Annotated in this window: 31 protein-coding genes; 18 read left to right on the plus strand and 13 right to left on the minus strand. The window is 65.5% G+C overall.

Features of this window, described 5'->3' with window-relative positions; all coding sequences use genetic code 11:
* Positions 1 to 3 precede the first annotated feature (3 nt).
* Entirely contained in the window at positions 4 to 777 is a 774-nt protein-coding gene (locus K0O64_RS05635; RefSeq protein ID WP_071947400.1) for an amino acid ABC transporter ATP-binding protein, read from the minus strand.
* Positions 774 to 2,183, minus strand: a complete 1,410-nt coding sequence (locus tag K0O64_RS05640; RefSeq protein WP_425574750.1) for an amino acid ABC transporter substrate-binding protein/permease — start codon at positions 2,181 to 2,183, stop codon at positions 774 to 776. The genes K0O64_RS05635 and K0O64_RS05640 overlap by 4 nt, the downstream gene beginning before the upstream one ends.
* A gap of 157 nt (positions 2,184 to 2,340) precedes the next feature.
* Between K0O64_RS05640 and K0O64_RS05645 the strand changes: the two genes are divergently transcribed.
* The gene (locus K0O64_RS05645; protein ID WP_220046209.1) at positions 2,341 to 2,790 is read left to right on the plus strand and encodes a cupin domain-containing protein; all 450 of its coding nucleotides are present in this window, start codon (positions 2,341 to 2,343) and stop codon (positions 2,788 to 2,790) included.
* A 60-nt stretch (positions 2,791 to 2,850) separates the two neighbouring features.
* Here the strand turns inward: K0O64_RS05645 and K0O64_RS05650 are convergent, their stop codons facing one another.
* Positions 2,851 to 3,519 (minus strand): DUF3060 domain-containing protein, encoded by a 669-nt coding sequence (locus K0O64_RS05650; RefSeq protein WP_220046210.1) that lies wholly within the window; start codon positions 3,517 to 3,519, stop codon positions 2,851 to 2,853.
* Between the two features lie 166 nt (positions 3,520 to 3,685).
* On the opposite strand from K0O64_RS05650, the gene K0O64_RS05655 reads away from it, so the two are divergent.
* On the plus strand, positions 3,686 to 4,159 hold the full coding sequence (locus tag K0O64_RS05655; RefSeq protein WP_198044310.1) for a hypothetical protein: 474 nt from the start codon (positions 3,686 to 3,688) through the stop codon (positions 4,157 to 4,159).
* A 14-nt stretch (positions 4,160 to 4,173) separates the two neighbouring features.
* Here K0O64_RS05655 and K0O64_RS05660 read toward each other — a convergent pair whose 3' ends face one another.
* A complete protein-coding gene (locus tag K0O64_RS05660; protein WP_096310280.1) occupies positions 4,174 to 4,770 on the minus strand; it encodes a TetR/AcrR family transcriptional regulator in 597 nt (198 codons plus the stop codon).
* Positions 4,771 to 4,868: 98 nt separating this feature from the next.
* Between K0O64_RS05660 and K0O64_RS05665 the strand changes: the two genes are divergently transcribed.
* The 3 genes from K0O64_RS05665 (at position 4,869) to K0O64_RS05675 (ending at position 7,905) form a co-directional block, all read left to right on the plus strand.
* On the plus strand, positions 4,869 to 5,867 hold the full coding sequence (locus tag K0O64_RS05665; RefSeq protein ID WP_096312709.1) for an oxygenase MpaB family protein: 999 nt from the start codon (positions 4,869 to 4,871) through the stop codon (positions 5,865 to 5,867).
* Between the two features lie 490 nt (positions 5,868 to 6,357).
* Positions 6,358 to 7,497 carry a YncE family protein gene (locus tag K0O64_RS05670; RefSeq protein WP_125477399.1) on the plus strand — a complete coding sequence of 380 codons (1,140 nt, stop codon included), beginning with the start codon at positions 6,358 to 6,360 and terminating at the stop codon, positions 7,495 to 7,497.
* A 21-nt stretch (positions 7,498 to 7,518) separates the two neighbouring features.
* Entirely contained in the window at positions 7,519 to 7,905 is a 387-nt protein-coding gene (locus K0O64_RS05675) for a nitroreductase/quinone reductase family protein (RefSeq protein ID WP_096310284.1), read from the plus strand.
* Here K0O64_RS05675 and K0O64_RS05680 read toward each other — a convergent pair.
* Positions 7,902 to 8,216, minus strand: a complete 315-nt coding sequence (locus K0O64_RS05680; protein WP_096310286.1) for a hypothetical protein — start codon at positions 8,214 to 8,216, stop codon at positions 7,902 to 7,904. The genes K0O64_RS05675 and K0O64_RS05680 overlap by 4 nt on opposite strands.
* Positions 8,217 to 8,466: 250 nt before the next feature.
* Between K0O64_RS05680 and mbp1 the strand changes: the two genes are divergently transcribed.
* Complete coding sequence (mbp1, locus tag K0O64_RS05685) at positions 8,467 to 8,700, plus strand: microaggregate-binding protein 1 (RefSeq protein ID WP_071950066.1); 234 nt, start codon at positions 8,467 to 8,469, stop codon at positions 8,698 to 8,700.
* Between the two features lie 49 nt (positions 8,701 to 8,749).
* On the opposite strand, the gene K0O64_RS05690 is transcribed toward mbp1, so the two are convergent.
* Positions 8,750 to 9,079, minus strand: a complete 330-nt coding sequence (locus K0O64_RS05690; protein WP_096312710.1) for a YnfA family protein — start codon at positions 9,077 to 9,079, stop codon at positions 8,750 to 8,752.
* Positions 9,080 to 9,141: 62 nt separating this feature from the next.
* Here K0O64_RS05690 and K0O64_RS05695 point away from each other — a divergent pair, with 62 nt between their 5' ends.
* Both K0O64_RS05695 and K0O64_RS05700 read left to right on the plus strand, forming a co-directional pair.
* Positions 9,142 to 10,197: an alpha/beta fold hydrolase gene (locus tag K0O64_RS05695; RefSeq protein ID WP_164520025.1), complete on the plus strand. Its 1,056-nt coding sequence runs from the start codon at positions 9,142 to 9,144 to the stop codon at positions 10,195 to 10,197.
* A gap of 46 nt (positions 10,198 to 10,243) precedes the next feature.
* The gene (locus K0O64_RS05700; protein ID WP_096310290.1) at positions 10,244 to 11,875 is read left to right on the plus strand and encodes a long-chain fatty acid--CoA ligase; all 1,632 of its coding nucleotides are present in this window, start codon (positions 10,244 to 10,246) and stop codon (positions 11,873 to 11,875) included.
* Here K0O64_RS05700 and K0O64_RS05705 read toward each other — a convergent pair.
* Positions 11,859 to 12,122: a type B 50S ribosomal protein L31 gene (locus K0O64_RS05705; RefSeq protein ID WP_096310292.1), complete on the minus strand. Its 264-nt coding sequence runs from the start codon at positions 12,120 to 12,122 to the stop codon at positions 11,859 to 11,861. The two genes, K0O64_RS05700 and K0O64_RS05705, sit on opposite strands and share 17 nt — an antisense overlap.
* A complete protein-coding gene (gene mrf, locus K0O64_RS05710; protein ID WP_096312711.1) occupies positions 12,119 to 13,315 on the minus strand; it encodes a ribosome hibernation factor-recruiting GTPase MRF in 1,197 nt (398 codons plus the stop codon). Before mrf ends, K0O64_RS05705 begins: the two co-directional genes overlap by 4 nt.
* Before the next feature lie 114 nt (positions 13,316 to 13,429).
* On the opposite strand from mrf, the gene rpmB reads away from it, so the two are divergent.
* The 4 genes from rpmB to rpsR are packed head-to-tail and all read left to right on the plus strand — an operon-like array spanning position 13,430 to position 14,382.
* Complete coding sequence (gene rpmB, locus K0O64_RS05715; protein ID WP_071947387.1) at positions 13,430 to 13,666, plus strand: 50S ribosomal protein L28; 237 nt, start codon at positions 13,430 to 13,432, stop codon at positions 13,664 to 13,666.
* Positions 13,666 to 13,830, plus strand: coding sequence for a 50S ribosomal protein L33 (gene rpmG, locus K0O64_RS05720; RefSeq protein WP_071947386.1), 165 nt, complete (start codon positions 13,666 to 13,668; stop codon positions 13,828 to 13,830). The genes rpmB and rpmG overlap by 1 nt, the downstream gene beginning before the upstream one ends.
* A gap of 1 nt (position 13,831) precedes the next feature.
* On the plus strand, positions 13,832 to 14,137 hold the full coding sequence (gene rpsN / locus K0O64_RS05725; RefSeq protein WP_096310294.1) for a 30S ribosomal protein S14: 306 nt from the start codon (positions 13,832 to 13,834) through the stop codon (positions 14,135 to 14,137).
* Positions 14,131 to 14,382, plus strand: a complete 252-nt coding sequence (rpsR, locus tag K0O64_RS05730; protein ID WP_096310296.1) for a 30S ribosomal protein S18 — start codon at positions 14,131 to 14,133, stop codon at positions 14,380 to 14,382. The genes rpsN and rpsR overlap by 7 nt, the downstream gene beginning before the upstream one ends.
* A gap of 243 nt (positions 14,383 to 14,625) precedes the next feature.
* On the opposite strand, the gene K0O64_RS05735 is transcribed toward rpsR, so the two are convergent.
* Entirely contained in the window at positions 14,626 to 15,822 is a 1,197-nt protein-coding gene (locus K0O64_RS05735; protein WP_096310300.1) for a lipid-transfer protein, read from the minus strand.
* A gap of 175 nt (positions 15,823 to 15,997) precedes the next feature.
* Here K0O64_RS05735 and K0O64_RS05740 point away from each other — a divergent pair, with 175 nt between their 5' ends.
* From K0O64_RS05740 to K0O64_RS05755, 4 genes are all read left to right on the plus strand, one after another.
* Entirely contained in the window at positions 15,998 to 17,098 is a 1,101-nt protein-coding gene (locus K0O64_RS05740; protein WP_220046211.1) for a PE-PPE domain-containing protein, read from the plus strand.
* A gap of 79 nt (positions 17,099 to 17,177) precedes the next feature.
* On the plus strand, positions 17,178 to 18,236 hold the full coding sequence (locus K0O64_RS05745; protein WP_096310304.1) for an NAD(P)H-dependent amine dehydrogenase family protein: 1,059 nt from the start codon (positions 17,178 to 17,180) through the stop codon (positions 18,234 to 18,236).
* Positions 18,237 to 18,251: 15 nt separating this feature from the next.
* Positions 18,252 to 18,725, plus strand: coding sequence for an SRPBCC family protein (locus K0O64_RS05750; protein ID WP_096310306.1), 474 nt, complete (start codon positions 18,252 to 18,254; stop codon positions 18,723 to 18,725).
* A 117-nt stretch (positions 18,726 to 18,842) separates the two neighbouring features.
* A complete protein-coding gene (locus tag K0O64_RS05755) occupies positions 18,843 to 19,478 on the plus strand; it encodes a TetR/AcrR family transcriptional regulator (RefSeq protein WP_096310308.1) in 636 nt (211 codons plus the stop codon).
* On the opposite strand, the gene K0O64_RS05760 is transcribed toward K0O64_RS05755, so the two are convergent.
* On the minus strand, positions 19,462 to 21,327 hold the full coding sequence (locus K0O64_RS05760) for a carboxypeptidase-like regulatory domain-containing protein (protein WP_096310310.1): 1,866 nt from the start codon (positions 21,325 to 21,327) through the stop codon (positions 19,462 to 19,464). The genes K0O64_RS05755 and K0O64_RS05760 overlap by 17 nt on opposite strands.
* Before the next feature lie 189 nt (positions 21,328 to 21,516).
* On the opposite strand from K0O64_RS05760, the gene K0O64_RS05765 reads away from it, so the two are divergent.
* A complete protein-coding gene (locus tag K0O64_RS05765; protein ID WP_071947377.1) occupies positions 21,517 to 22,368 on the plus strand; it encodes a patatin-like phospholipase family protein in 852 nt (283 codons plus the stop codon).
* Here the strand turns inward: K0O64_RS05765 and K0O64_RS05770 are convergent.
* The 3 genes from K0O64_RS05770 to lpqV form a co-directional block, all read right to left on the minus strand.
* Positions 22,349 to 23,401 carry a patatin-like phospholipase family protein gene (locus tag K0O64_RS05770; RefSeq protein ID WP_096312712.1) on the minus strand — a complete coding sequence of 351 codons (1,053 nt, stop codon included), beginning with the start codon at positions 23,399 to 23,401 and terminating at the stop codon, positions 22,349 to 22,351. The genes K0O64_RS05765 and K0O64_RS05770 overlap by 20 nt on opposite strands.
* 80 nt (positions 23,402 to 23,481) lie before the next feature.
* Positions 23,482 to 23,667 (minus strand): hypothetical protein, encoded by a 186-nt coding sequence (locus tag K0O64_RS05775; protein WP_071947375.1) that lies wholly within the window; start codon positions 23,665 to 23,667, stop codon positions 23,482 to 23,484.
* 166 nt (positions 23,668 to 23,833) lie between these two features.
* Positions 23,834 to 24,277 carry a lipoprotein LpqV gene (gene lpqV, locus K0O64_RS05780; protein WP_096310314.1) on the minus strand — a complete coding sequence of 148 codons (444 nt, stop codon included), beginning with the start codon at positions 24,275 to 24,277 and terminating at the stop codon, positions 23,834 to 23,836.
* 115 nt (positions 24,278 to 24,392) lie between these two features.
* Here lpqV and K0O64_RS05785 point away from each other — a divergent pair, with 115 nt between their 5' ends.
* Positions 24,393 to 24,953 carry a cysteine dioxygenase gene (locus K0O64_RS05785; RefSeq protein WP_071947373.1) on the plus strand — a complete coding sequence of 187 codons (561 nt, stop codon included), beginning with the start codon at positions 24,393 to 24,395 and terminating at the stop codon, positions 24,951 to 24,953.
* The last annotated feature ends 4 nt before the right edge of the window (positions 24,954 to 24,957 follow it).

The raw sequence follows: 24,957 nt of genomic DNA on the forward strand, positions 1-24,957 counted from the left end.
CGGTCAGAGAACCTTCGACAAAAACTCTTGCAGCCGAGTGCTTTTCGGGTTACCGAAGACTTCGTCGGGAGTGTCGTCCTCGACGATGTTGCCGTCGGCCATGAAGATCACCCGAGACGACACCTCCCGGGCGAAGCCCATCTCATGGGTGACCACCACCATCGTCATACCGCCCTCGGCCAGATCGCGCAGCACCGCAAGCACGTCGCCGACCATCTCCGGGTCCAGGGCACTGGTCGCCTCGTCGAACAACATGACCGATGGATCCATCGCCAGGGCGCGGGCGATCGCGACGCGCTGCTTCTGCCCGCCTGACAGCGTGGCCGGCTTGACGTTCGCCTTGTCGGCGAGACCGACCTGTGCGAGCAGAGCAAGGGCCTTCTTCTCCGCGGCGGCCTTGTCCATCTTCTTGGTCGTCACCGGCGCCAGCGTCACATTCTGCAGCACCGTCATATGGGGAAAGAGGTTGAAGTGCTGGAACACCATGCCGATGTGCTGACGGACCTTGTCCAGGTCGACTTTCCGGTCGGTGAGGTCGAAGTCGCCGACCACCACTTTGCCGGCGGTGATGTCCTCCAACTTGTTCAAGCATCGCAGGAAGGTCGATTTTCCCGACCCGGACGGGCCGATGACGCACACCACCTCGCCCTGCTTGATGTCGGTGGTGATGCCGTCGAGGACGACCAATTCGCCGAAGGACTTCTTCAGCCCGTCGATGTGGATCATGACGGTTCCGGCGGGTGCCGCGTCCGCGGAATCGGGAACGAGGTCTGTCATTTCACGATCCTTTTCTCGACGCGGTCGGAGAGTTTGGTGAGCGCCATGATGACGATGAAGTAGATGATTCCGATGATCAGCCACATCTTGAACGACTGGAAGTTGCCGGCGATGATGATGCGCCCGGTCTGCGTCAGCTCGGCGATGCCGATCACCGACAGGATCGAGGTGTCCTTCAGCGTGATCACGAACTGGTTGATGTACGACGGGATCATCGTTCGGATAGCTTGGGGCAGAATGACTTTGCGCATCGTCGGGAGATAGCCGATGCCGAGGCTGCGGGCCGCTTCCATCTGTCCCTTGTCGACGGACTGGATGCCGCCGCGGACGATCTCGGTCATGTACGCGCCGGCGTTCAGCGAGAGGGTGATGATGCCAGCGGTCAGCGCACTCATCTGGAAGCCCAGTGCCGAGGGGATGCCGAAGTAGATGAAGAATGCCTGCACCAGCAGTGGGGTGCCGCGGAAGATGTCGACGAACGTCGTGCCGATACCTCGGAGCACGATCGACCGCGACACCCGGAACAAGCCGAAGATGACACCGAGCACCAGGGCGATGGTGATCGAGATGACCGTCAGGATGACGGTCATCTTCAGGCCCTCGAGCAAGATCGGGTAGGTGCTCTTGATCAGGCCGAGGAACGAGTTGTCGTCCTTGGCGGCTCCTTCGCCGAGGTAGCTGTTGATGATCTTGTCGTAGCGCCCGGACTTCTTGAGGTTGTCCAAGCCGGCGTTGAACTTCTTGAGCAGATCGGCATTGCGGCCCTTGTCGACCGCGAAGCCGTAGCCGGTCGGCTCTTCCTTCGGGGTGACGGTCTTGAATCCGTTGCCCTGCGCGATGCCGTACAGCAGGACCGGGTAATCCTCGAATACCGCAACCGAGTTACCGGTCTTGACCTCGTCGAACATCGAGGACGAGTCCGCGAATGAGACAACTTCGAAGCCGTACTTGTCCTTGATGGAGTTGGCGAACGTCGCGCCCTGGGTGCCGTTCTTGACCGCCACTCGCTTGCCGCGCAGGTCCTCATAGGACTTGACGTCGTTGTTGGTCTTCAGCACCGCCATCTGGATACCGGACTCGAAATACGGTTCGGAGAAGTCGAACACCTGCTTGCGCTTGTCGGTGATCGACATGCCGGCGATCACGCCGTCGACCTGATTGGCCTGCACGGCCTGCAGTGCGGCGTCGAAGCCGAGGGGCTTGATGTCGACCGTGAACTTCTGGTCCTCGGCGATCGCACGGATCAGGTCCATGTCGATTCCGACGAAATTGCCTTGCTTGTCCTGGAATTCGAACGGGGCGAAGGTCGTGTCGGTGGCGATCGTATAGGTCTCACCGTCGGCCGACGCCCGAGCGGGCGTCAGGAGTCCCGTTGTGAGCATTGCCAGAATCGCGGCGGCGGCCATAGTGGCGAACGCGCGCACGGTCCCTCGGTGAGAATGTCGGCGTAACCATCCGGTCGGCATGCGCTGCCCTCCCAATTCGGTGATTGTGCGCGTGGACTTCACGCTAACGTCAAGACTCGCCGCGTGTCCGGGTAACCGCGTTTCAACGAGGAGTGTCATGACTGTGCGAGTGCTGACCGTCGCCCTGATCCTGCTGGTGCTGTGCGCCGCGATGCCCGCCGCGACCGCCGTGGCGACGCCACCCGACGGCGATGCCGCACGCACCGACCTGGCCAAGGGCACCACCGAGACTCCGATATCCATCACCACCGACGGGCCGGCGACGGTCGTGGTGCAGAGCCTCGTGATGCAGCCGGGCGCCAGCAGCGGCTGGCACAGCCATGCCGGCACCGAATTGTCGGTCATCACCAGTGGGTCGGTGTCATTGCAGACGGCCACCGCATGCACGCCGGTGACTTACGGTGCGGGACAGGCAGTCTTCATACCGGCGGGTGTGCCGCATCAGGTCGTCAACACCTCGGGCGCCGAAGCGCAGGTCGTGCTCACCTACACGCTTGCCGTCGACGCGCCGGTACGCGCGGATGCTCCGGACGCCTGCCCGACCTAGGCGTACCGCCGTGTATTGCTCTGCGGCTGGTCGCTTTTCGTCAACACCGCCGCGCTGACGTCAGCCCTGCTCGATGGTGTTCGAGAAGCCCGACTTGTCGACCTTCGGTGAACCGCCGTGATAGGTGACCTTGTTGTCCATCCCGGAGGCTTCGATGGTGTCGGCCGCATCGACGGTCACGACATTGTTCATCCCGGACACCTGCACGCGTTTGCAGTGCCCGGTGATCACCACGGTGTTGTCCATACCGCTGATCGTGACCACGCTGTCGCTGCAGGCGAGCCGCTTGTTCTCGTTGACACCCGACACGCTGAGATTGCTTCCTGACTCCGGGGGCGCCACGGTGGCGGCCGAGTTCGACGGGGGAGTCGGGGTGCTGCGGCTGGGCCGGGTGGCAGTGGTGAACGTGCCGCCGCCGCCGGAGATGGTCGGTAGGCCCGGTGAGGTCCGGCCGGCGTTGAGGTGGTTGGTGACCAAGATCGCGCCGCCGCCGACCGTGAGCCCAAGGATCAACAGTACGAACACAATCCATCCGAGGCGCAGACCCGATCCGGATGACGGAACCGGCGGCGGAGACATCGGTGGGCCGTAGTACGGCGGCGGGGGCGGTGGAGGTGGCGACCAACTGCCCGGCGGGACGGTGGTTCCCAGCTCGCTGGTGTGCGCCTGTTCGGTCAGTGGGCGCTCGAGTTGCTGAATCCTTTTTTCGGGATCGTCTTCGGGGTTCATCGCGGCGTGCTCCTCGTTCCGGTTTCCGACAGACTATTGCCCACCGGGGCCTGTCCGGGGCTTGATGAGACCGGATTTTGTCAGCGGTTTGCTTGACCTCGAAACGGTCGGTGCTTGATGTCGAAAATGACCGTTTCATCGCAGGCAGGGCAGGGTATCTGCCGACATGGTTCGGCCGCATCCCATCATCCGGCTGGCGCTGCACGCGCCGGTCGAGATCTACGAGCACGGCTTCGGCCGGTTGCTCGGCAAGCGCTTCGTCCGTCTCTCTCACGGCGGATCCGACACGTGCGACTGCCGCACGGTGCTCGAAGTCATCGGTGCCAACGGCGACGAGGTGATGGTCATCGCCGGTCTCGGGCCGTCCTGCGAATGGTTCCGCGACATCAACTCCGGCGCACCGGTGTCCGTTGAACTCGGCGGTACCACGTTCCCCGCCGATCACCGAGTGCTCGGTGAGCCGGAGGCGGTCGCGGTGATCGCCGACTACGAACGGCGCCATTGGTTGATCCGTCCCCTCGTCTACCGGGTGATGGGGATCTTGCTCTGCCGGGACTACGACGGGAGTCCGGCGGCCCACGTCGACCTGGCGCACAAGCTGCCCATCGTCGCGTTTCGGCCTGCCCGCCTCGCCGCCTAGGTATGGCTGGCGAATCAGTTCGGGAGCAGTAGCCGAACGGCGTGGGCGACGACGACGTCGACGTCATCGCCGAGGGTGCCTGCCAGCCACTGCTGGGCCAGCTCAGCCATCGCTCCCGCATACATCGCGGCACCGACTTCTGTTGCCACGCGGTCGGATTCGGGTGCGGTGCGGCGATGCTCGTCGAGGACGAGCTCGCGGACGTGGTCTTGAGCCAGGGTGCGCCGGGCGGCCAGGACCGGGTTGCTGCGCGCCTCGGTGAACAGGATTCTGCCGCGTCGGGGGTCGGCGGAACTGAACTCGAGTACCGCCCGGATGCCTGCCTGCAGCCGGGACCGCCCGTCGCGGGCACTGGCCATCGCCGTGGTCAGGATGCCTGCGAGTTCTCCGGCCACGTCGTCGTACACGGCGCCGAGAAGCGCGTCGGTGTCGGCGAAGCTCTCGTAGAAATACCGGGTGTTGAGCTCGGCGGCACGGCACACCGACCGGACCGACACCGCGGCTTCACCGCCGTCGCCGAACAACGCGAAAGCGGCGCTGATCAGAAGCGCCCGCCGTTCGGCTTGGCGGTCGGCGGCGGACACTCCCGCCCACCGGGTGGCACTCGGCATGGGCAGAGGATATACGCCGCCCGGCCGATGGCGTGTTATTTTGGTTACGGGCGTATCCAAAATCGCGTGCCCGTTGAAAGGAGCCGGCCCGGATGAAAGTGCTGCTGCCGCACCAACTTCTCGAGCGCAAGATCCGAGGCGACTTCGACAAGAACATTCGCGGGCAGTTCTTTCGCGGGCTGGAATTCGCCGAACCCGAGGGCGACCCCGGCTGGTTCGGGCCGGGCAGTGCCGTCTGGCACGTCCACTCACACACTTCCGCGCTGATATTCGGATTGCAGTGCGCCGCGTTCATCGAACGCTTCGACCCGAGCATCTTCTGGATGGGCTCCGACCATTCCCGTGTCGTCGAGCACGACGAGGACGGCAATCCCACCGGCCGGTTGGACCTCAAGGGATCCGGAGTGCGGCTCGCGCACTCCGTGGCCTTCTTCATCGGAACCGCCTACGGCTCCACCGCCACCGCGGAACGAGTCGCTCAGACCGTGCGGGCCATGCATCACACGATCAAAGGCGTTCGCCCCGACGGCCTGCCCTACGACGCCGACGACCCGGACTGGCTGCGGTGGAATTACGCCACCGTGGTGTGGGGGATCGCGACGGGGCACGAGCTCTATCACCCGGCGCCGCTGCGCAACATCGACCGGTACTACGGCGAGTTCGTCCGGGTCGGGCACGCACTCGGCGGTACCGACCTGCCTGCGACCAAGGCCGAGACGCTGGACTGCCTGCGGTCGTACCTGCCGAAGCTGGCCCTGACCCATGGTGCGGCCATGTTCACCGGGCCCAATCTGCAGAACAATCCGGACGTTCCGCAGGAGGCCAAATTCTTCGACTGGGCGATCCGCGACAGCATGCCCGACTGGGCGGCACAGATGCTCGGCTACCAGCCGCCGCATCCGGTCGAACGCGCCGCGCGGCGTGCCGCTACCTGGGCTGCCCTCAACGGCGCACATCTCGCACTGGACCCACTACCGGAGTTTCGGCAGGCGTGCCGACGAGTCGCGAAGGGGACCACCGTCGCCCACACCGAGCCGTCCTACGTGGTGGGCAGCGATCCGGTTCGCAGCCGGGAAACCGTCGAGCAGATGGTGTGATCTGGACCACTGGCGAATTGCTGAGACGCGCTCGCTAACCGCGCCGATCAGCGAACATGTTCGGGTTCAAGATCAGCACCTGGCTCTCCCCGCCGCCCTGAACCACCGTCGGCGTCAATAACTTAAGGAATTTCCTTAAGAATTTAGACGCGACTGAGGCATTGTGATTTCTGCCTCTTTCGGCGCGGCGCCGGTAAGAAAATCTAAGCCGGCGGCACGTTCCGTTGCTCGGTTTGCGATCTTGAACCCGAACAGATTCGCACGTCAAGAACCATTTTTGGTCGACAGCTGAACTATTGCAACGAATTGATAACGATCGCCGCCTAAGTGCCTGCTGAGATCTTTGGGTCGCTTGGTAATGGGTTCTGAAAAGCCGCGAATTCTCCGTGAATTGACTCGCTACACTCGACCAAGGCGGTTACCGGCAGGTAACGCGAAAACGACTAATGACAATGTGCGGCGCTCTCCAGGCCGCTGGAGGTACGAGATCATGGCAAACACAACGGGAGTTACGGAAGGGTCGAAAGTCGCCGGTGTTGCGGTGGCTGAGCGGGTCGCCGCTGAGCACTCTCTGTGGCTGTCGTCGCTGCCGACGATCCGCCGCGCACCGATCAGCGACATGCTGCCGCAGCTCTTGGGCGGCGCTGAACTCGAACCACTGACTGAGCCGATCGCCGCGCCGGTCATGACCGTCGCGCGCACGCTTGCCGTCGGGCACGGACCCGTCAGCGACCTGTCCGTCAGCGTGGATGGCCGCTACCTCGTCACCGCCCACTACGGCGCCGACGTGGTGTGCCTCATCGACACGGAGACGCTGTCGGTGACCGCCACGATCGACGGGATCAGCGAGCCCTATTCGGCCGTCATCGCCGGTGACCGCGCCTACGTGAGCGCGGCCTCAAACGCCGAGGATGCCGTCGTCGCCGTCGACACCCAGACCGCGGTGCCGTTGGCCGCCAAGACATTCGACATGACCATCGGCGGCATGGCCGTCGGCCCGGCCGGCGATGTGCTCTACGTCGGACGCGCAGGCGAGGAGACCGTCGACATCGCCGTCATCGACATCGAGTCCGGATCCGTCAGCAGCATCGCCATCCCCGCCGCGCCCGGCGCTGCCATCGAGGCGGTGCGGATCAACGCCGACGGCACCCGCCTGTTCGCCGCGCTGACCACTCCGGTGGGCGCCATGCTGGCGATCGTGGACACTCGGGCTCGCACGGTCCGGGCGTCCGTTTCGATCGCCGGATCCATCGGTGACATCGCCGTTATGCCCAACGGCCGCACCGTCTTTGCCACCGGCTGCGACACCGAATTCGGTGGCGCCATCCATGTCATCGACGTCGTCGGTGCCCGCGTCACCGACACCATCCGCATGGGCGGTGTCCCGACGCAGCTCGTGCTGAGCCGCAACGGCGCATCCGCCTACATCGTCGACCGTGACGAGATCGCCGTGATGTGTACCGCCACCACCGAAATCGTCGACAGCGTCATCATCGGCCCGCAGCTGTCCTGCCTGGCCGCCGACCCGACACGTAACCGGTTGTACGCGGCGGATTACAAGGGCGCGGTCACCGCGGTTCGGCTGGACCCGGCGGCCCAGAAGCCGCAGATGGTCGTCGCGGCCTCCTGATCCGCCTGCCACGATGGGGTCATGACTTCGACCCCACGGCAGCGCGTCGTCAACTTCGTTCAGCGTCGGTTCGCCAACCCGATGATGCGGCTTGTCCCGATCCAAACCCTGCTGGAGACCACCGGGCGAAAGTCCGGCCAACCGCGGACCACCCCGATCGGCGGACGGCTGGACGGGCGGACGTTCTGGCTGGTGTCCGAATTCGGCGACCGGTCTCAATACGTCCGCAATATCGCGGCCAATCCGCGGGTGCGGGTCCGCATCCGCGGGCGCTGGCACAGCGGAACCGCCGTGCTGCTACCCGAGGATGACGCGCGGGCACGACTCGCCGAGCTTCCGCGAATGAATAGCGCCGCGGTGCGCGCGATGGGAGACAACCTGCTCACCATCCGCGTCGACTTCGACTAGTGCGCGCTGCAGTCCAATGACACCGAGATCGTCTGACTGGTGACGACCGGCACCAAAATGGTGCGATCGTTGCCGCGACCGGGGCCGGTGTAGGGCACCCACTGGGTGACGGTCTGCGGGTTGCGCACATTTGTCACAACGCACTTCGACATCGGGCCGGTGCCGATGCGATCGATGTTGACCGTGTAGCCCTGGCTCTGCAGTTGGCTGATCGTGGCCTGTGCTCCGCTGTCGGCCCATGCCGTCGCGGCCGGCCCGGCGATGATGCCACCCACTGCCGCCGCCGCGGCGAGCGCAAATGCGGTCCGCATGATCGCGCCTCCTCTTTTCCGACCCAATGATCCTCCATTTACATCGTTGTTGCTGTCGAAAACGTTCCGCACCGGCTCCGGCCTGGGGGTTGTTTAACCGATGCGGTGTGGGGAAACCGAACCACCGGGCGGACATGGGAGTAGCTCGGTCGACGAGGACCGGTGCGACACAGACATCGCCCGCTCACGGGATGTATCGGTGCACATGCGCCTGGTCCCGCACAGCATGAACAGCCATCTAGGAGGACCCATGGCAGACAACAGCGGACCCGAAGAGGGCATCAAGGGCGTCGTCGAGGACGTCAAGGGCAAGGCGAAGGAAGCCGTCGGCACCGTGACCGGCCGGGGCGACCTCACCGAAGAGGGCAAGGCCCAGCAGGACAAGGCCGACGCGCAGCGTGACGCCGCGGCCAAGGAAGCCGAAGCCGAAAAGGCCCGCGGCGAGGCCAAGACCCAGGAGAAGCGACAAGAGTCGCATCAATAACAGACGCGCAAGGGCCCGGTCGGAGATACCGATCGGGCCCTTGTCACGTTCAACGCCGAGGGGCGTACATGATCAGTGCCACGCCCGCCAGGCAGATCAACGAACCGATCACATCCCAGCGGTCCGGGCGGAATCCGTCGGCCGCCACGCCCCACAGCAGCGATCCTGCGATGAATACGCCGCCGTAGGCGGCCAGGATCCGGCCGAAGTGCGCGTCGGGCTGGAGTGTCGCGACGAAACCGTAAGCCCCCAAGGCGATTACGCCGAAGCCAACCCACAGCCAGCCGCGGTGCTCGCGGACGCCCTGCCACACCAGCCAGGCACCACCGATCTCCAGAACCGCGGCGGCGACGAATAGAGCAACCGACTTCAGCACCACCGGCTCAGCATCGCACGCGCGAGTCGCTCACAAACCGGACGAGCAGTTGTAAAGGACACAGTGTGCCAACCGGTTCTGCGGTGAACACCACGCGGGTGTCCACCACTGAATTGCCGTCTCGCTCCCGAGTCCGGCTCAGCCACGACGTGCTGTGCCTCGACGACGGGCACCGCGTCGGCGTCTCGATCGGCGGTCGGGGCGTGCCGCTGGTCTTCCTGCACGGCTATGGCCTGAACGCGCGGGCGTACCTGCGGCTGTTGAGCCGCGTGGGCGGCCTCGGATTCACCGTCATCGCCCTCGACGCCGCGGGCCATGGCGGAACGCCGACGCTGCCCGCCGAGGCCACGCTGGAGGGCCGGGTCGATCTGACGTTGCGCGCGCTGGATGCGTTGGGCATCGAAAAGGCGGTGTTCCTCGGTCACTCGATGGGCGGCCGGATGATCGTCGACCTGGCGGCCCGCGCGCCCGAGCGGGTGCTGGCCGCCGTGCTGCTCAACGCGGCGGCAGGCGCGCCGTTCGACGAGTCGATCTCACCGGGACGCCGCTCACCGCGTGCCGTGGCCGAGCGCCTGCTGGCCGTTGCCGTCGACGCCCAGGGCGACCCGAGACGGCTGCCGGTCACCGAGATGGCCGGGTACGTGCGGCTGATGGCGGGTGCCCTGATGCGAAACGCGCGTGCGCCGTTCGGCTTGACCGCAGCGCTGCGCGCCTTGCTCGGCTCCGGGGACTTCGCGGCCAAGCTCGTCGCGATGGCAGACAACGAGGTACCGACCATCGTCGTGCATGGCGAGAAGGACGGTGTGGTGCCGTTCGAGAATGCCCTCGACATGGCCGAGCGTGCCGACGCGGCGCTCTACCGGGTGCCGGGCGCGCACCATTCGTGGATGCTCGCCCACCCGCGCCAGGCCGCCGACATGATGCGCCAGCTGCTCGGTGCTGAGCTCGGCCGAGCGCTCGCGCTCGGGTATCGGACCACACCGGAGCTTGCCGCCGACGAGCTCGATCCGGTAGAGCTCGAGCTGCTCCGATCCCCGGTGTCGCGCCGCAGGCCGCAACGGCGTCTGTTCACCTTCCGGTGGCCGGCGCGCCGCCGGGTGCCGGTGGCACTGACCGGGTAGGCAATCCCAGACCTGCTGTGTTGCCCGCCGCGATAGATTCGGGCCTATGCAGAGCACGATGCAGAACTTCCCGTTGACCGTTGCCGCGATCTTGCGTTACGCCTCGACCGTTCATGGCGATCGGACGGTGACCACCGCGACCGGGGAGGGCGGTTACCGGCATGCCACCTACCGCGAAGTCGGACAGCAAGCCGCGCGGCTGGCCAATGCGTTGCGGCGCCTGGGCATCGAGGGTGACGATCGCGTCGCCACGTTCATGTGGAACAACCAGGAGCACCTCGAGGCGTACGTGGCGGTGCCGTCGATGGGGGCGGTGCTGCACACACTGAACATCCGGTTGTTCCCCGAGCAGATCGAGTTCGTCGCCTACGAAGCGGAGGACCGGGTGGTGATCGCCGATCTCTCGCTGGCCTCGATCCTGGCCCCGGTGCTGCCGAAGATGGAGACGGTGCACACAGTCATCGCCGTCGGTGAGGGCGATCTGGCCCCGTTCGAGGCATCCGGCAAGAAGGTCGTGCGCTACCACGAGGTCACCGCCGCCGAGTCCGATGAGTTCGACTGGCCCGAAATCGACGAAAACTCTGCCGCCGCAATGTGTTACACCAGCGGAACCACCGGCCATCCGAAGGGTGTGGTCTATGGGCATCGGTCGAACTACCTGCATTCGATGGCGGTCTGCAGCGGCAACGGTCTCGGACTCGGCTTCTCGGACAAGGCCTTACCGATCGTCCCGATGTTCCACGCCAACGCCTGGGGTCTGCCATACGCGGCGTTGATGGCCGGAGCAGACCTGGTGCTGCCGGACCGCTTCATGGATCCCACGTCGATGGTGAACCTGATCGAAACCCAGCGTCCGACGGTGGCCGGAGCGGTGCCCACGATCTGGAACGACGTGATGAACTATTTGGACCGCAACCCCGGTCACGACATTTCGTCGCTGCGGCTGGTGTCGTGCGGCGGGTCGGCCGTGCCGGTGTCGCTGATGAAGGCCTTCGAGGAAAAGTTCGACGTGCAGATCCGCCAATTGTGGGGGATGACCGAGACATCGCCGATCGCGACGCTGGCGTGGCCGCCGCCGGGTCTGCCTGTCGAGAAGCAGTGGGAAATCCGAGGCACTCAAGGCCGGCCGATGTGCGGTGTGGAAGCCCGCATCGTCGACGACGAGGGTGCGGTGCTGCCCAACGACGGTGAAGCAGTGGGTGAGCTGGAGGTCCGCGGGCCGTGGATCACCGGCTCCTACTACCGCAACACCGACGACTCGAAGTTCCAGTCCGGCTGGTTGCGCACTGGCGACGTAGGGCGCATCGACGCGCAGGGCTACATCACGCTGACCGACCGCGCTAAGGACGTCATCAAGTCCGGCGGCGAGTGGATCTCGTCGGTCGACCTCGAGAACCACCTGATCGCCCATCCGGCGGTACGGGAAGCCGCCGTGGTGGGGGTGCCCGACGAGCGCTGGCAGGAACGTCCGCTGGCCGCGGTGGTGCTCCATGACGGCGCCGAAGCCTCGCCGGAGGAACTGCGAACGTTCTTGTCCGACAAGGTCGTCCGGTGGTGGCTGCCGGAGCGGTGGACGTTCGTCGACGAGATCCCCCGGACCAGCGTGGGCAAGTATGACAAGAAGACCATCCGCGCCCGGCACGCCGACGACGCCTACGACGTCACCTACCTCGGCTAGGGCCGTAGCGCCTGCGGAACTTCTCGACCTGCCCGGCGGTGTCCATGATCCGGCGCTCACCGGTCCAGAACGGATGCGAATCCGCGGTGACCTCCGCGACCACGAGCGGGTAGGTGCGCACACCTGCCGGTGTCTCCAGGTCGATCGTGCGCGACGTCGTGACTGTGGAACGGGTCAGGAACGTCTTGCCGGTGGTGGCGTCTTGGAAAACCACCGGACGATAGTGGGGATGGCTATCGGGCTTCATCGGTCTTCTCCATAAAACGTTGTGGGCGTGGGTATCTCGCCGGTCGGGACAGCATCGCCGCACGGCTCTTCGTGCCAGTCGCCGAACGGGTCGGGATAGTCGGGCCAGCCTTCGGGTCCGCTCATCTCGTCGTCGGTCAGCAGTGCATCGCGCAGTGCCTCCTCGATGGCGGCGGGCGCGGCTCCGCACACCAGTGCGGTCATCGACGTTCGGCGATCGCCATAGCGGTCGTCCCACACCAGGCTTGCCAACACCCGCCTTTCCGGTTCGACGTAGGCGATCTCCGAATCGCTCATCGCCGCCAACCACTTTCCGGCCGAGCTGACCCGCAGGCCGCCGCCGGCGGACTCGAGGTACATCACTGTGTCGGACTGATTGGCCAGCCAGATCCGGCCACGGCTGCGTAGCACTCCGGTCAACAGGACATCGAGCGCATCATGGAGGCGCTCGGGGTGAAACGGCCGGTCCGCCTCAAACTCGACGATGCCGACCTGGCCGTCGAACTCCAGTGGCGGCTCACCGGCCAGCAGCGGTGCGTGCGGATCGTCACTGCGGCCACGACGCGCGCCTGAGTCCAGGTTTCCCAGTGCCTCCTCGACGTGCTCGGGGAGTTGGACGATCCACGCTCGGGGAGCCAGCCGGCGCAGAGCGGCCACGGTGGTGCGGTCCACTCTCGGTGCCACGACGACGTCAGAGAATTCGGTTTGTCCGACCGCCACCTGGGCCGCGGTCCGCCCGTCGTCGAGCTCGTCGTCACTGAGGGCGTCGCATAACCAGGTGCTCGGATCCAAACACGTGATGACGCCGACAATTTCGACGTCGCGCGCCGCGGGGCCATCGAGATAACCGGGGCCCAGCCGGGTGCGAACATGGTTGATCGCCCAGCAGATCGGCTCGGGTTCTGACGTCGGCGCCAGGTGCACGACGATCCGGTCGACATCGGCGCGCCGGTGCAGCCTGCGCAGCAGGAGCAGCAGGTCGTTGCGCACCGTGCACGAGATGCAGCCGTGTTCCAGTTCGAGGACGTAGTCGGCGTGGGTGGGAACGCCGTTGCAGACGTTGGTCAGCATCCGGTGCACCACATGGCCGTCGAAGTCATGGCGCACGACCAGGGTTCGCTCTTGGCGCAGAAGGATTCTGGCCACGGCGTTGGTGTCACCTTGTCCCGTGACGAGCAGTACCGGGGTCCGCACAGCACCTCCCGTATTGAAAACGATTTCCATTAGCTCGGTGCACACGCTACAGTGCGAAGCGGCTCTTGTCGAAAACCATTTTCAATAACAAGCAACGGACGCAGGAGGTGTTGAATGTCCGCACGATGCCAAGTCACCGGTCGCTCACCGGGTTTCGGAAATTCGGTGTCGCACTCACATCGGCGCACCAGCCGGCGCTGGTTACCGAACATCCAGGCCAAGACCTACTACCTGCCTTCGGAGGGTCGTCGGATCCGGCTGCGCGTCAGCGCCAAGGGCATCAAGGTCATCGATCGGGACGGGATCGAAGCAGTGGTGGCGCGGTTGCGCCGGGAAGGACAGAAAATCTGATGGCACGCAACGAGATTCGGCCGACCGTGAAGCTCCGGTCGACCGCTGGAACCGGCTACACATACGTGACCAAGAAGAACCGCCGCAATGATCCCGACCGCATGGTGCTGCGCAAATACGACCCCGTGCTGCGGCGCCACGTCGAGTTCCGCGAGGAGCGCTGACATGGCCAAGCGATCCAAGATCGTCAAGAACGACCAGCGCATCGCGATCGTCGCCCGGTACGCCGAGCGGCGCGCCGAGCTCAAACGAATCATCCGTTCTCCGCGCAGTTCGGCCGAGCAGAAGCTGGACGCTCAGCACGAATTGGCACGACAGCCGCGCGATGCCAGTGCCGTGCGGGTACGCAACCGCGATGCCGTCGACGGCCGTCCTCGCGGACATCTGCGCAAGTTCGGGCTGTCCCGGGTCCGCATGCGCGAGCTGGCCCATCAGGGGCAGCTCCCCGGAGTTCGGAAGGCCAGCTGGTGAAAGCTGCGAAACGACACCAGCGCCCAGCGCCGCCGGTCAAGCCCCGGCGCAACATGCTCACCGGCCTGGGGCTGCAGGACGTCGACTACAAAGACACCGCCACCTTGCGGGTGTTCATCTCCGAACGCGGAAAGATTCGGTCGCGCAAGGTCACCGGACTCACGGTGCGCCAGCAGCGCCAGGTCGCAACCGCGATCAAGAACGCCAGAGAGATGGCGCTGTTGCCGTACCCCGGGCGGACATGAGGTCTACGCCGTTCACGCTCGTCGTCTGCGCCGGGTGCACTCCGCCGGACACGTCCGTCTTCGACGCACTGCGGACCATGGTGCGCGAAAACTCAGGCGGGATGCTGGTGTCCACGCCGTGCCTGCTCGGGCCCGATGGCTGCCCCGATGGCTGTCAGGCGCACCGCGGCCAGGCCGCGGTCGCCATGCTCCAGCCGTGCCGTGCCGACCGCTCGCCGGTCGGCCCCGCGCGGTGGATCGAGCTCAGCGCTCCGCGCGCTGGTAGGCGGTGACCACGGCCGCCCCGCCGAGGCCGATGTTGTGCTGCAGCGCAGCGCTGACGTTGTCCACCTGACGCTTGTCGGCGGTGCCGCGCAGCTGCCAGGTCAACTCGGCGCACTGCGCCAAGCCCGTTGCGCCCAGCGGATGGCCCTTGGAGATGAGCCCGCCCGACGGGTTCACCACCCAGCGTCCGCCGTAGGTGGTGTCGCCTGCGTCGATCAGCTTGGGCGCCTCGCCTTCGGCGCACAGACCCAGGGCTTCATACAGCAACAGCTCGTTGGCCGAGAAGCAGTCGTGCAGCTCGATGACCTGGAAATCGGTCGGCCCGAGGCCGGACTGGTCGTAAACCTGTTGAGCGGCTTGCACATTCATGTCGTAGCCGATGATGTTCTTGGCGCTGCCGTCGAAGGTGGAAGCGAAATCGGTGGTCATCGCCTGCCCCACGATCTCCACGGCCTGGCCGGCCAGGCCGTGCTTGTCGACGAACGCCTCACTGGCCACGATTGCCGCGCCGGAGCCGTCCGAGGTGGGCGAGCACTGCAGCTTGGTCAGCGGATCGGAAATCATCTTCGCGCCCAGGATGTCGTCGAGGGTGTACTCCTCCTGGAACTGCGCGTACGGGTTGTTCACCGAATGCTTGTGGTTCTTGTAGCCGATCTTTGCAAAATGCTCGGCGGTGGTGCCGTACTTCTTCATGTGTTCGCGGCCGGCCGCACCGAACATCCACGGCGCCACCGGGAACGTCATCGAGTCGGTCTCGTTCAAGGCGACGATATGGCGCATCAGCGGTGACTCGCGGTCCTCGGCGCCACCGCCGAGGGAGCCGGGCTGCATCTTCTCGAAGCCCAGCGCGATCGTGCAGTCGGCGAGCCCGCCGCGGATGGCCTGCGCCGCGAGGTAGAGCGCCGTCGAGCCGGTCGAACAGTTGTTGTTGACGTTGACGATCGGGATGCCGGTCATGCCGAGCTCGTAGAGCGCGCGCTGCCCGGAGGTGGAATCACCCGAGCAGTAGCCGACGTAACCCTGCTCCACCTCGGCGTAGTCGATGCCGGCGTCGGCGAGGGCCTTGGTGCCCGACTCGTTGGCCATCTGGGGGTAATCCCAGCCTTCGCGGCGGCCCGGCTTCTCGAACTTGGTCATTCCGACCCCGACGACGAAAACGCGCTGCTTGGACCCCATGTGGCAGTTCCCTTCGGATTGTCCTCTTCCGGCAGCCTAACCGGCCCAAATCATGCGGACCGACGTTGGGAACACCCGGGGTCGAAAGTCCCTAGGGTTCAACCGGTTGATTGGGCAGATTCGAGTTAGCTGCTCGAGGTGGCCAGCAGAGGCCACCAGCGAAGGGGGTCCCATCATGGCCGACAACATGGTCAAGCGCACCGCGGCGCTTCTCGCAGGCGTCGCTGTCACTGCCACCGTCACGGCCTCCGTGGTCAGCCCAGTACATCCCGCCACGGTGCTCACATCGGACGTGGCGTTGACCACCACTGTGCTGGCCATGGGAGGGCTGGGTTATGAAGACGTCGACCCGGAACTCATCAAGAAGGTGCTTGGTGGCTACTTCGCCAACGCGGACAGCATCAAAGGCCTGCCGTGGCCGGGCGAGATGGCACCCTGGAACGGCGATCTGACGCTGGGCGAGTCGATGGCCGTGGGGTTGGTGAACATGGACGCCGCGATCCGCACCACCCCGGGGCCCAAGATCGTCATGGGCGCCTCCGGCACGACGGTGGTCGTGGACGAGGAGATGCGGCGCCTGGCCAATGACCCGACCGCCCCGCCGGCCGACGAACTGTCGTTCGTCGTGATGGGCGACGCCAACCGCGGGATATTCAAGGCATTCCAGGGAGTCAAGCTCCCGATCTTCGATTACACGCCCGTGGTCCCGGAGACCAAGTACGACGTCATGGTGATCAAGGGCGAATACGACGCCATCGGAGACTGGCCCGACCGGTCGTGGAATCTCCTGGCCGATCTCAACGCACTGGCCGCCAGCGGGTTGCTCCAGCAGATCATCCCCGAAGAAATCGTGAAGCAATTCTCGCTGGAGAGCTGGGGTTCCGTGCACAAAGACGCGATGTTCGTCGACCCGTCGACAGTGCCGGCGAGGAACATCACCACCACCACGAATGCGTTGGGCGGGACCACGACCACCTACCTGATGCGGACCGCCGATCTGCCGTTGCTGCGCCCGCTCAAGGGAATGGGCTGGCCGCAGCCCGTCATCGACGGCCTGACCGCGGTGCTCCGGCCCATCGTCGACTCGGCCTACTACCGCAACGATCCCCACATCAACTGGCGGCCACCTCGGCCCGTCCCGGCCGCCACCGTCAACTCGACGGCGACCGCGTCGAGCAAGCGATCGGGAACCAAGGCCGTGGCCGCAAAGACAACGTCGGCGAAGCCGGCGGCGAAGACCACCGGCAAGGCGGGCAGCGGGCGCCAGCCGCACTGAGAGCGCCCACCCTCCGGAGCGAATCCCGCTACTGTAGACCCGCTTGGAACACGTTCTAGTTTTCCGCAGAGGGGCACCAATGGCGTTGCGAGTCGTGCAGTGGGCAACCGGGTCGGTCGGGGTGGCTGCGATCAAGGGTGTGCTGGAACATCCCGAACTCGAACTCGTCGGGTGCTGGGTGCATTCCGAGGGCAAAGCGGGCAATGATGTCGGCGAGATCGTCGGCACCGAGCCGCTGGGCGTGACCGCGACCAACAGCCTTGACGACATCCTCGCGCTGGACGCCGACGCGGTGATCTATGCGCCGTTGTTGCCCAACGTCGAGGAGGTGACCGCGCTGCTGCGCTCGGGCAAGAACGTCGTCAGTCCGCTGGGCTGGTTCTACCCGAGTGAATCCGAGGCCGCCCCGCTGGAAGCCGCCGCCCGCGATGGCAACGCCACCCTGCACGGCGCGGGCATCGGACCGGGTGCGGCCACCGAGCTGTTCCCGCTGCTGATGTCGGTGATGTCCACCGGGGTGACCTATGTGCGCGCCGAAGAGTTCTCCGATCTGCGGACCTACGGCGCACCCGACGTGCTGCGGCACGTGATGGGCTTCGGCGGTACACCGGAAAGTGCGCTGACCGGACCCATGCAGAAATTGCTCAACGGTGGTTTCTTCCAATCGGTTCGGCTCATCGTCGACCGCCTGGGGTTCGCCGCCGAACCCTTGATCCGCACCTCGCAGGAAGTCGCGGTCGCCACCGCACCCATCGACTCGCCGATCGGCGTGATCGAACCCGGTCAGGTCGCCGGCCGGCGTTTCCACTGGGATGCGGTGGTGACGAACACGGTCGTCGTGCGCATCACCGTCAACTGGTTCATGGGCGAGGAAAACCTCGATCCCGCATGGTCTTTCGGGCCGGCGGGGGAGCGCTACGAGATGGAGGTGCGGGGCAACCCGAACACCTTCGTCACGGTCAAGGGCTGGCAACCCGAAAGCGTCGAGGAAGGGCTGCTGAGCAACCCCGGGGTGGTGGCCACCGCCGCGCACTGCGTCAACAGCATTCCGGCGACGTGTGCCGCCGAGCCGGGCATCGCCACCTTCTTCGACCTGCCGTTGATCACCGGACGCGCGGCACCTCAGCTGGCCCGCTGACTATCATTTCTTGTTGTGGCCCATCCCGTCGTCGTCGAGCAGTCCCGCGCCATTCCCGTCGCGGTGCCGGATGCGTTCGCCAAGACGCTGCCGATGCTGCTGCCCACGTTGTTCCACCGCTGGTACGGACCGATCCCGCCGATCAAGGCCGTGCACGGCCAGACCGGCGACTGGTCGGCGGTGGGGCAGACCCGATCCATCGCCCTGACCGGCGGCGGCGGCATGCGGGAGACGCTGACCCGAGTGGATGCGCCGCATGCCTTCGGCTACACCCTCACCGACGTCAAGGGCGCGATGGCGCCGCTGATCGACCACGTCGAGGGACTCTGGAAGTTCGACGAGCATGGCACTGGCACCTTGGTGACGTGGCAGTGGACGTTGCACCCGAAGTCGGCGTTCACGGCCCCGGCGCTACCGGTGTTCGCCCGGATCTGGCGCGGTTATGCCAATCAAGCCCTGGCGACGTTGTCCGATTACCTCCTGCGCTGAAGACTCGAGTGCGGTGCTGAAGCGGGCTGTTGCCCTTCGCCATTCGCTCGCACGCTGTCTGACAGTTCAGTCGAGTGTTAGGCTTCGCGGCACAGGCGCAGAGGAGAGTGCGACGAGATGGCAGATCCCGCACCCGCGACCGAGAACAATGAGGCGCGGCGCACCCAAATGTTGCGCGCCGCAGCGGAGCTCATCTGCGAACGCGGCTTTTCGGAGACGAGGATCTCTGATGTCGCCAAACGGGCCGGCGTCAGCTCGGCGGTAGTCATCTGCTACTTCGGCGCCCGCGACCGGCTGCTCGTGGACGCACTGCGGTACGCGGAGGATTCGTTCTATGAGGCGGCTGAACGGATGCTGTCCGAGGTTCCGTCGGTGCGTGACCGGCTCTCTCTGCTGATCCGATGGACCTGTGTTGCCGAGGCCGAAGATGAGATTCCCGGTTACTGGGGTCTCTGGTTCGATCTGTGGGCGCAGGCATTTCGGCATGACGACGTCAAGGTCGGTCGAGCCCAGCTTGATGCGCGCTGGCGCCGGATGATTGTCGAGGCCGTGCAATCGGACGAACTGGGCGCAGACGACGCGAAGATGTTCGCGCTTGAGTTTTCGGCTCTGCTCGACGGTCTGTCGATCCAAGTGGCACTTGAGGATCCAGAAGTCGACTCCGAGGTGGCCTACGAGATTGCGATGCGGTTCGCGGAGCGAAACCTCAATCTGTCCGACGGCCTGACCGCCGAGGTCACGGTCCCCCGATAACGCGGGTCGCTGATTGGAATCCGCCCGCCACGGCAGTCACCGTAGCGCCGGGGATGAGTGGGATCGCCGCGACGCCTTCGTCGTTCGTCGTGGTCGTCACGGGGCCCACCGACACTGTCGCGCCACGCACCGGCCGCGCCTGGGAATCTTCAGGGATGGTGGCGGTGATCAAGACGCTGCCGCCTCCCGCGGGAAACGAGATCGACAGCGGTGGTTGCGACCGCGCGGGACAGTTCTTCTGAGTGGGTATGCCCGCCAACTTCACGCCGTTGATCACCGATTCCGCGCCGCCCAGGTAGGTGTTGTCCGGCCCGACGACAACCAGCCCGCGCAGATAGCCGTGGCGCGCCCCTCTACTGGTCAGGTTCGCACTCCATGTCGCGGTCAGCGGGGCAAGCACCACGAGAATCGTCTCGACACCGTCCAGGAACGTTGCCCCGTCGTCGGAGTAATTCGCATACGACACAGAGAATCTGCCGGAGGCGTACGCGCCGAAGTAAGACAGCAGTGCCGTACCCGAGTACTTGCCCTTCAATAGCCGGACCGGCCTGATCCGACCCATCAACGGGTTGAAATCCTTGACGGGCACCGACCACTGGGCGATCTTCGCCGGATCTTGGTGTACCGGGGTTTGCGGGGCGGTCGGCGTCCGGGCGGGGAACTTGAGAATGCTTATCCGCGTTTGCTTTTCGGAGCTGCCGGGCCCGGGCTGCTCATTCACCAGGGCCCTGGTGGAATCGTCGAACCAGCTCCAGCCGCGGATGGTCCACGCTGGGTCGATCACGATCGGTTGACCGGAGTAGCCGCCCTCCTGCTGCCCGATCGCGGTGTCCATCAGCCAGGGTTCGTTCATGCAGCGCCGGTTGTTCCACAGGCTCACCCGGCCGATCTGGCCGAAGCTGGCGCTGTCTATCAGCGCAGGCCGCACCAACTGAGTGAACACCGTCATCCGGTTCAACCCGCGCGCCGAACTGAAGTACGTCGTCCTGCCGTCGGGTGCGATCTCGCCGGCCTCGTTGTAGTCCAGGTCGCTGGTCAGTGGTCGTCGATCACCGGTTGCAGTGTCCAGCAGCCAGATGTCGTAATTCAAGCCGGTGCTCGTGGTCTGGTACTTCAGCGTCCGGCCCCCGTTGTTCCAACTCGCACCCTCATAAAAGTGCGCCGCGTTCGCCAAGTCCTCGGCGTAGTCGGTCTTCTTGACCCACGACGGATTGAAGATGCGTTGGTCGGCCAGAACGTAGTGGTCGCCGCTGAGCGTGAGCCGTGCGATGCTCATGCGCGTTCCCTCGATGGGATTGACCTCGTTCCAGGTGACGTATTCGCCGTACCAGTCCGGCTTGGCTTCCCGGTTCTGACCGGTGAGAAGGCTGCCGCCGGCCGGGAATTGCACCTTCTTGCTGGTCTTGGTCTGGCAGTCGTATATCGAGGGCGCGCATTCCAGAATCTGATAGTCGATGTGACCGGCTCCGCCGCCCTGTTGCCCCGAGGTGTTGGCAAACCAGACTCGCTTGCTGTCGCCCAATGCCTTGATCTTCGTCGCGTTCGTTGCGACGCCGCACGAGATGCATTGGTAATCACCACCGTTGAGGTTGGTGGTCGCAATCTGCGAGTTGCCCGACATCATCACCTCGACGACGAGGTGCTGGTCGTCAGGCGCGACGTCGGCGGAATCGACGGTGACTCCCGACGGCACCGAAAAGCTCAGTACTCGTTCGACTTCGAATGGTTCCAGTGACGGCGATGCAGCCGCCGACGCGGCGGGCGGTACGACGACCGCGCCGGCCGCGATCGTGGTGGTCACGACCAGAAACAGCGAGAGCAGCCTGCGGCGGGCTGAAGCGGCAAACATCAGGACGTCTCGCCTTCGGATCACTCGATAATGTTACATACGATATTGAACGTATCTAAACCGTTAATTCAGGGAGGCGCGCCGTATCAAGATTGCCAACAGCGGTTTTGCGCCGTCCATTTACCTACTCATGAGAACGTAGTTACCTGCGAGCGGCGTGCCGGCCGGTTCCTGGCAGACTCGCAGGCTGTGACGACCAAACGGGCCCTGATACTGGCCGGCGGTGGCATCGCCGGCATCGGCTGGGAGACCGGCGTTCTGCGGGGGATCGCCGACGAGTCGCCGGATACCGCGCGGGCACTGCTGAATTCCGACGTCCTGGTCGGTACGTCGGCCGGCTCCACCGTGGCCGCACAGATCAGCAGTTCGCTGTCGCTGGAGGAGCTCTTCGAACGCCAGACGGGCGACACGTCCTCGGAGATCGACTCCGGCGTCGACATCGAGGCGATCTCGGCGCTGTTCCTGACGGCGATGGCGCAACCCGGAGAGTTGACCGAGAAACTGCGGCGCATCGGCGCGATCGCCCTGGACACGCCAACCGTCGGCGAGCCGATCCGCAGACGGGTCATCGAAGCGCGGCTGCCCGACCATCACTGGCCCGCACAAGATCTGCGAATCACGGCCATCGACACCGCAACTGGTGAGCTGGTGGTGTTCGACTCATCGTCGGGAGTGGAACTCGTCGACGCCGTGGCCGCCAGTTGCGCGGTCCCGGGCACCTGGCCGCCGGTGACGATCGGCGACCGGCGCTACATGGACGGCGGTGTGAGCAGTTCGGTCCATACCGGGGTGGCCGCGGACTGCGCGACGGCGGTGATCCTGGTGCCGGCAAGCGAATCGGCGCCGTCACCGTTCAGCAGCGGCACCGCAGCCGAGATCGCCGCCTTCGGCGCCCGAACCTTCACCGTCTTCGCCGACGATGCGTCGCTGGCAGCCTTCGGACCGAATCCGCTTGACCCGCGCTGCCGAATTCCGTCGGCGCTGGCCGGACGCGAACAGGGTCGCCGGGTGGCGGCCGCCGTCACGGAGTTTCTGGCGTGATGATGATCTCCGGACCGAGGTTGCGAAACCCGTCCAAGGCCTTCGTCGCCAGCTCGCGGCCGACCTGAATGACTTCGGCCGCGCGATGGAATTCCAAACTGCGGCAAGCGGTTCGGGGCACCTCGATCAACAGGTCGGGTGGGTAGGCGGCCATCTGATGGCGGGCGAGCGCGGCCTGTGCGATATCGATGGTGCGGTTCATCACCGCGAAGCTGCCCAGCTTGGGGATCGCGGTTTCACGTGAGCTGTCGATCAGCTGCTCGGCGCTGCTCGGCTCGACGGTGTCGACCGCATCCTCTACCGAACTCGTACCGAACCGGCTCAGCATCGACCGGGCGGCGGGGGTGTCCAGAATCGAGCGCGCCGCGTTGGTGTCCAGCAATCCAGATGTGCTGCGCAGCAGTCGGCTGAGCCATTCGGTGCTGGCTCGGGTCTCGGGATCCGCGGCGGTGTCCTGGTTGCTCTCGGGGTCGGGTCCGGAGAGGCTGACCGCGATGGTGAAATCGGCGTTGACCGCCGCGATCGGCGCCATCGGCAGTGGATCGAGAATGCCGCCGTCGGCCAGCAGCCTGCCGTCGAGCACGTGCGGGGCGATGACGCCGGGGATGGCGATCGAGGCGCGGATCGCAGCGTCGACCGCCCCGCGCTGAAGCCACACCGACTTACCTGCGATCAGGTCGGTGGCGACCGCGGTGTAGGGGATGGGCAGCTCTTCGATGGTGACCTCGCCGAGGATGTCTCGGACCGCGTCGAGGATCTTCTCGGCGCGAAGCACGCCGGCGGCGGTGATGGACGGGTCGAGCAGTCGCAGCACGGCCCGCTGCGTCAAAGTCTGCGCCCAGTCCGCGAATTCGTCGAGCGAGCCGGCGGCGTGCAGGCCACCGACGAGAGCGCCCATCGAGGAGCCGGCGATACCGACGATTTCGTAGCCGCGACTGTGCAGTTCGTCGATGACGCCGATGTGCGCGTATCCCCGCGCGCCGCCGCTACCGAGCGCCAGTGCGACTCGGCGGGAGGGGGATTGATCGGCCATGGGGTCCATTCTGCTCATCGCAAGCGGAAGGGCACCCCTTTCGGGGTGCCCTTCTATGGTGCGCGTCACCGCGCTTGCGCTCAGTCGCGCTGGATCACGTCGATGGTGCCGAGCTTGTCGCCACCAACGGTGTATCCGAGCGAGTCGATTGTGGTGTCGCGGGCGTCACCGGACCCGCTGGGGGCGGCGACCGCAGGGGCGGCCAGGCCGATGACGACCGCGCTCATCGCAGTGCCCAGCAGGGCTGCGACCGCGTACTTGGTCATGATGATGTGCCTCTTCTTCGGTTTCCTCTTCCGGCCTACTGCGCAGACCGATTACAAGGAGGTAAACCGCGAGGTCAGACAAATAATTCCACTGGCAGCAACTGATCGACGGCTGGCAGTAATCCAACGCTGCACCGGACTTTTACTACCCGTGATTGCAAACCGGTCAGCAGCCGCCCTCGGCGGCCGCCTTCACCGCGACGATCACCGCCGCCTGCTGCGCCGTCGACAACTGACCCCACGTGCTGTTGAACGTCGCCGGTCCCGGGTCGGCGTTGCTCTGCACTTCCTTGAGGAACGGTTCGACCAACGTCGCCGGGTCGCCGCCCTTGGTTTCCATCCACTTCTTGGTGGCCATGCAGGCCTGCGCATATTGTTCTTCAGTCGATTCGGCGGGCGCGTCAATTCGGGTGGTGACCCCGCCCGGTGAGACGCCGATCGTGCCCGACGGTGACGCCGTTTCGGTCGACTGCTGCGCGCTGCCGGAGGGGGCCGCGGTGGACGAAGTGGCGTGCCCGCCGCCGCCCGACGAGCAGGCCGTCAGGACGGCCGCCAAGCCGGCGATACACGCCGCGGCGCTGGACAGAGGACGACATCGGTAGGGGCGCATGATCTCAATCTATGCAACACTGGCGGCCATGACGGAGCGCATCAGGTCTGGAGAGTGTTGTCGGTTCTGACCGACCCCTCGATCTGACCCTGCAACGTGCGGAAAGTTCCTCGTCATGCCGTATTCGGGCGCTGCCCTTTCACTTGCCACATTCCCGTCGATCGCACCAGCTGTCTCCGCACCCACCCGGTTGCGGTTGCCCGACCTGCTGCACGCCACCGACCAGTACGCCGATGACGTGCTGCGCGGCCGATTCAACGAGCTGCTGCCGGCCGGTGGTCCACCGGCCGACCAGCGGTGGTTCACCCGGCTGCATGCCGACGACGAGCTGGACGTCTGGCTGATCAGCTGGGTGCCCGGCCACACCACCGAACTGCACGACCACGGCGGATCGCTGGGTGCGCTGACCGTGCTTTCCGGTGCGCTGCACGAATACCGTTGGGACGGTGAACGATTGCACCGCCGACGCCTCGATGCCGGGGACCAGGCGGCGTTCCCGCTGGGCTGGGTGCACGACGTGGTGGGCGCACCTGCGGTCGCGGCCCCCGCGTCTGCCACACTGAGCGTGCACGCCTACTCGCCCCCGCTGACGGCGATGTCGTATTACGAAGTGACCGAACGCAATACGCTTCGCCGCACCCGCACCGAGCTGACCGACGCGCCGGAAGGAATCTGATCCG

The organism is Mycolicibacterium pallens (genome assembly GCF_019456675.1).
In the GTDB taxonomy this organism is placed as follows: Bacteria; Actinomycetota; Actinomycetes; order Mycobacteriales; family Mycobacteriaceae; genus Mycobacterium; species Mycobacterium crocinum.

Excerpts from the sequence above, each read along its gene's own strand:
- K0O64_RS05635 (WP_071947400.1), bottom strand. The coding sequence starts at position 777 with ATGACAGACCTCGTTCCCGATTCCGCGGACGCGGCACCCGCCGGAACC.
- K0O64_RS05640 (WP_425574750.1), bottom strand. The coding sequence starts at position 2,183 with ATGGCCGCCGCCGCGATTCTGGCAATGCTCACAACGGGACTCCTGACG.
- K0O64_RS05645 (WP_220046209.1), top strand. The coding sequence starts at position 2,341 with ATGACTGTGCGAGTGCTGACCGTCGCCCTGATCCTGCTGGTGCTGTGC.
- K0O64_RS05650 (WP_220046210.1), bottom strand. The coding sequence starts at position 3,519 with ATGAACCCCGAAGACGATCCCGAAAAAAGGATTCAGCAACTCGAGCGC.
- K0O64_RS05655 (WP_198044310.1), top strand. The coding sequence starts at position 3,686 with ATGGTTCGGCCGCATCCCATCATCCGGCTGGCGCTGCACGCGCCGGTC.
- K0O64_RS05660 (WP_096310280.1), bottom strand. The coding sequence starts at position 4,770 with ATGCCGAGTGCCACCCGGTGGGCGGGAGTGTCCGCCGCCGACCGCCAA.
- K0O64_RS05670 (WP_125477399.1), top strand. The coding sequence starts at position 6,358 with ATGGCAAACACAACGGGAGTTACGGAAGGGTCGAAAGTCGCCGGTGTT.
- K0O64_RS05675 (WP_096310284.1), top strand. The coding sequence starts at position 7,519 with ATGACTTCGACCCCACGGCAGCGCGTCGTCAACTTCGTTCAGCGTCGG.
- K0O64_RS05680 (WP_096310286.1), bottom strand. The coding sequence starts at position 8,216 with ATGCGGACCGCATTTGCGCTCGCCGCGGCGGCGGCAGTGGGTGGCATC.
- mbp1 (WP_071950066.1), top strand. The coding sequence starts at position 8,467 with ATGGCAGACAACAGCGGACCCGAAGAGGGCATCAAGGGCGTCGTCGAG.
- K0O64_RS05700 (WP_096310290.1), top strand. The coding sequence starts at position 10,244 with ATGCAGAGCACGATGCAGAACTTCCCGTTGACCGTTGCCGCGATCTTG.
- K0O64_RS05705 (WP_096310292.1), bottom strand. The coding sequence starts at position 12,122 with ATGAAGCCCGATAGCCATCCCCACTATCGTCCGGTGGTTTTCCAAGAC.
- rpmB (WP_071947387.1), top strand. The coding sequence starts at position 13,430 with ATGTCCGCACGATGCCAAGTCACCGGTCGCTCACCGGGTTTCGGAAAT.
- rpmG (WP_071947386.1), top strand. The coding sequence starts at position 13,666 with ATGGCACGCAACGAGATTCGGCCGACCGTGAAGCTCCGGTCGACCGCT.
- rpsN (WP_096310294.1), top strand. The coding sequence starts at position 13,832 with ATGGCCAAGCGATCCAAGATCGTCAAGAACGACCAGCGCATCGCGATC.
- K0O64_RS05735 (WP_096310300.1), bottom strand. The coding sequence starts at position 15,822 with ATGGGGTCCAAGCAGCGCGTTTTCGTCGTCGGGGTCGGAATGACCAAG.
- K0O64_RS05740 (WP_220046211.1), top strand. The coding sequence starts at position 15,998 with ATGGCCGACAACATGGTCAAGCGCACCGCGGCGCTTCTCGCAGGCGTC.
- K0O64_RS05745 (WP_096310304.1), top strand. The coding sequence starts at position 17,178 with ATGGCGTTGCGAGTCGTGCAGTGGGCAACCGGGTCGGTCGGGGTGGCT.
- K0O64_RS05755 (WP_096310308.1), top strand. The coding sequence starts at position 18,843 with ATGGCAGATCCCGCACCCGCGACCGAGAACAATGAGGCGCGGCGCACC.
- K0O64_RS05760 (WP_096310310.1), bottom strand. The coding sequence starts at position 21,327 with ATGTTTGCCGCTTCAGCCCGCCGCAGGCTGCTCTCGCTGTTTCTGGTC.
- K0O64_RS05770 (WP_096312712.1), bottom strand. The coding sequence starts at position 23,401 with ATGGCCGATCAATCCCCCTCCCGCCGAGTCGCACTGGCGCTCGGTAGC.
- K0O64_RS05775 (WP_071947375.1), bottom strand. The coding sequence starts at position 23,667 with ATGACCAAGTACGCGGTCGCAGCCCTGCTGGGCACTGCGATGAGCGCG.
- lpqV (WP_096310314.1), bottom strand. The coding sequence starts at position 24,277 with ATGCGCCCCTACCGATGTCGTCCTCTGTCCAGCGCCGCGGCGTGTATC.
- K0O64_RS05785 (WP_071947373.1), top strand. The coding sequence starts at position 24,393 with ATGCCGTATTCGGGCGCTGCCCTTTCACTTGCCACATTCCCGTCGATC.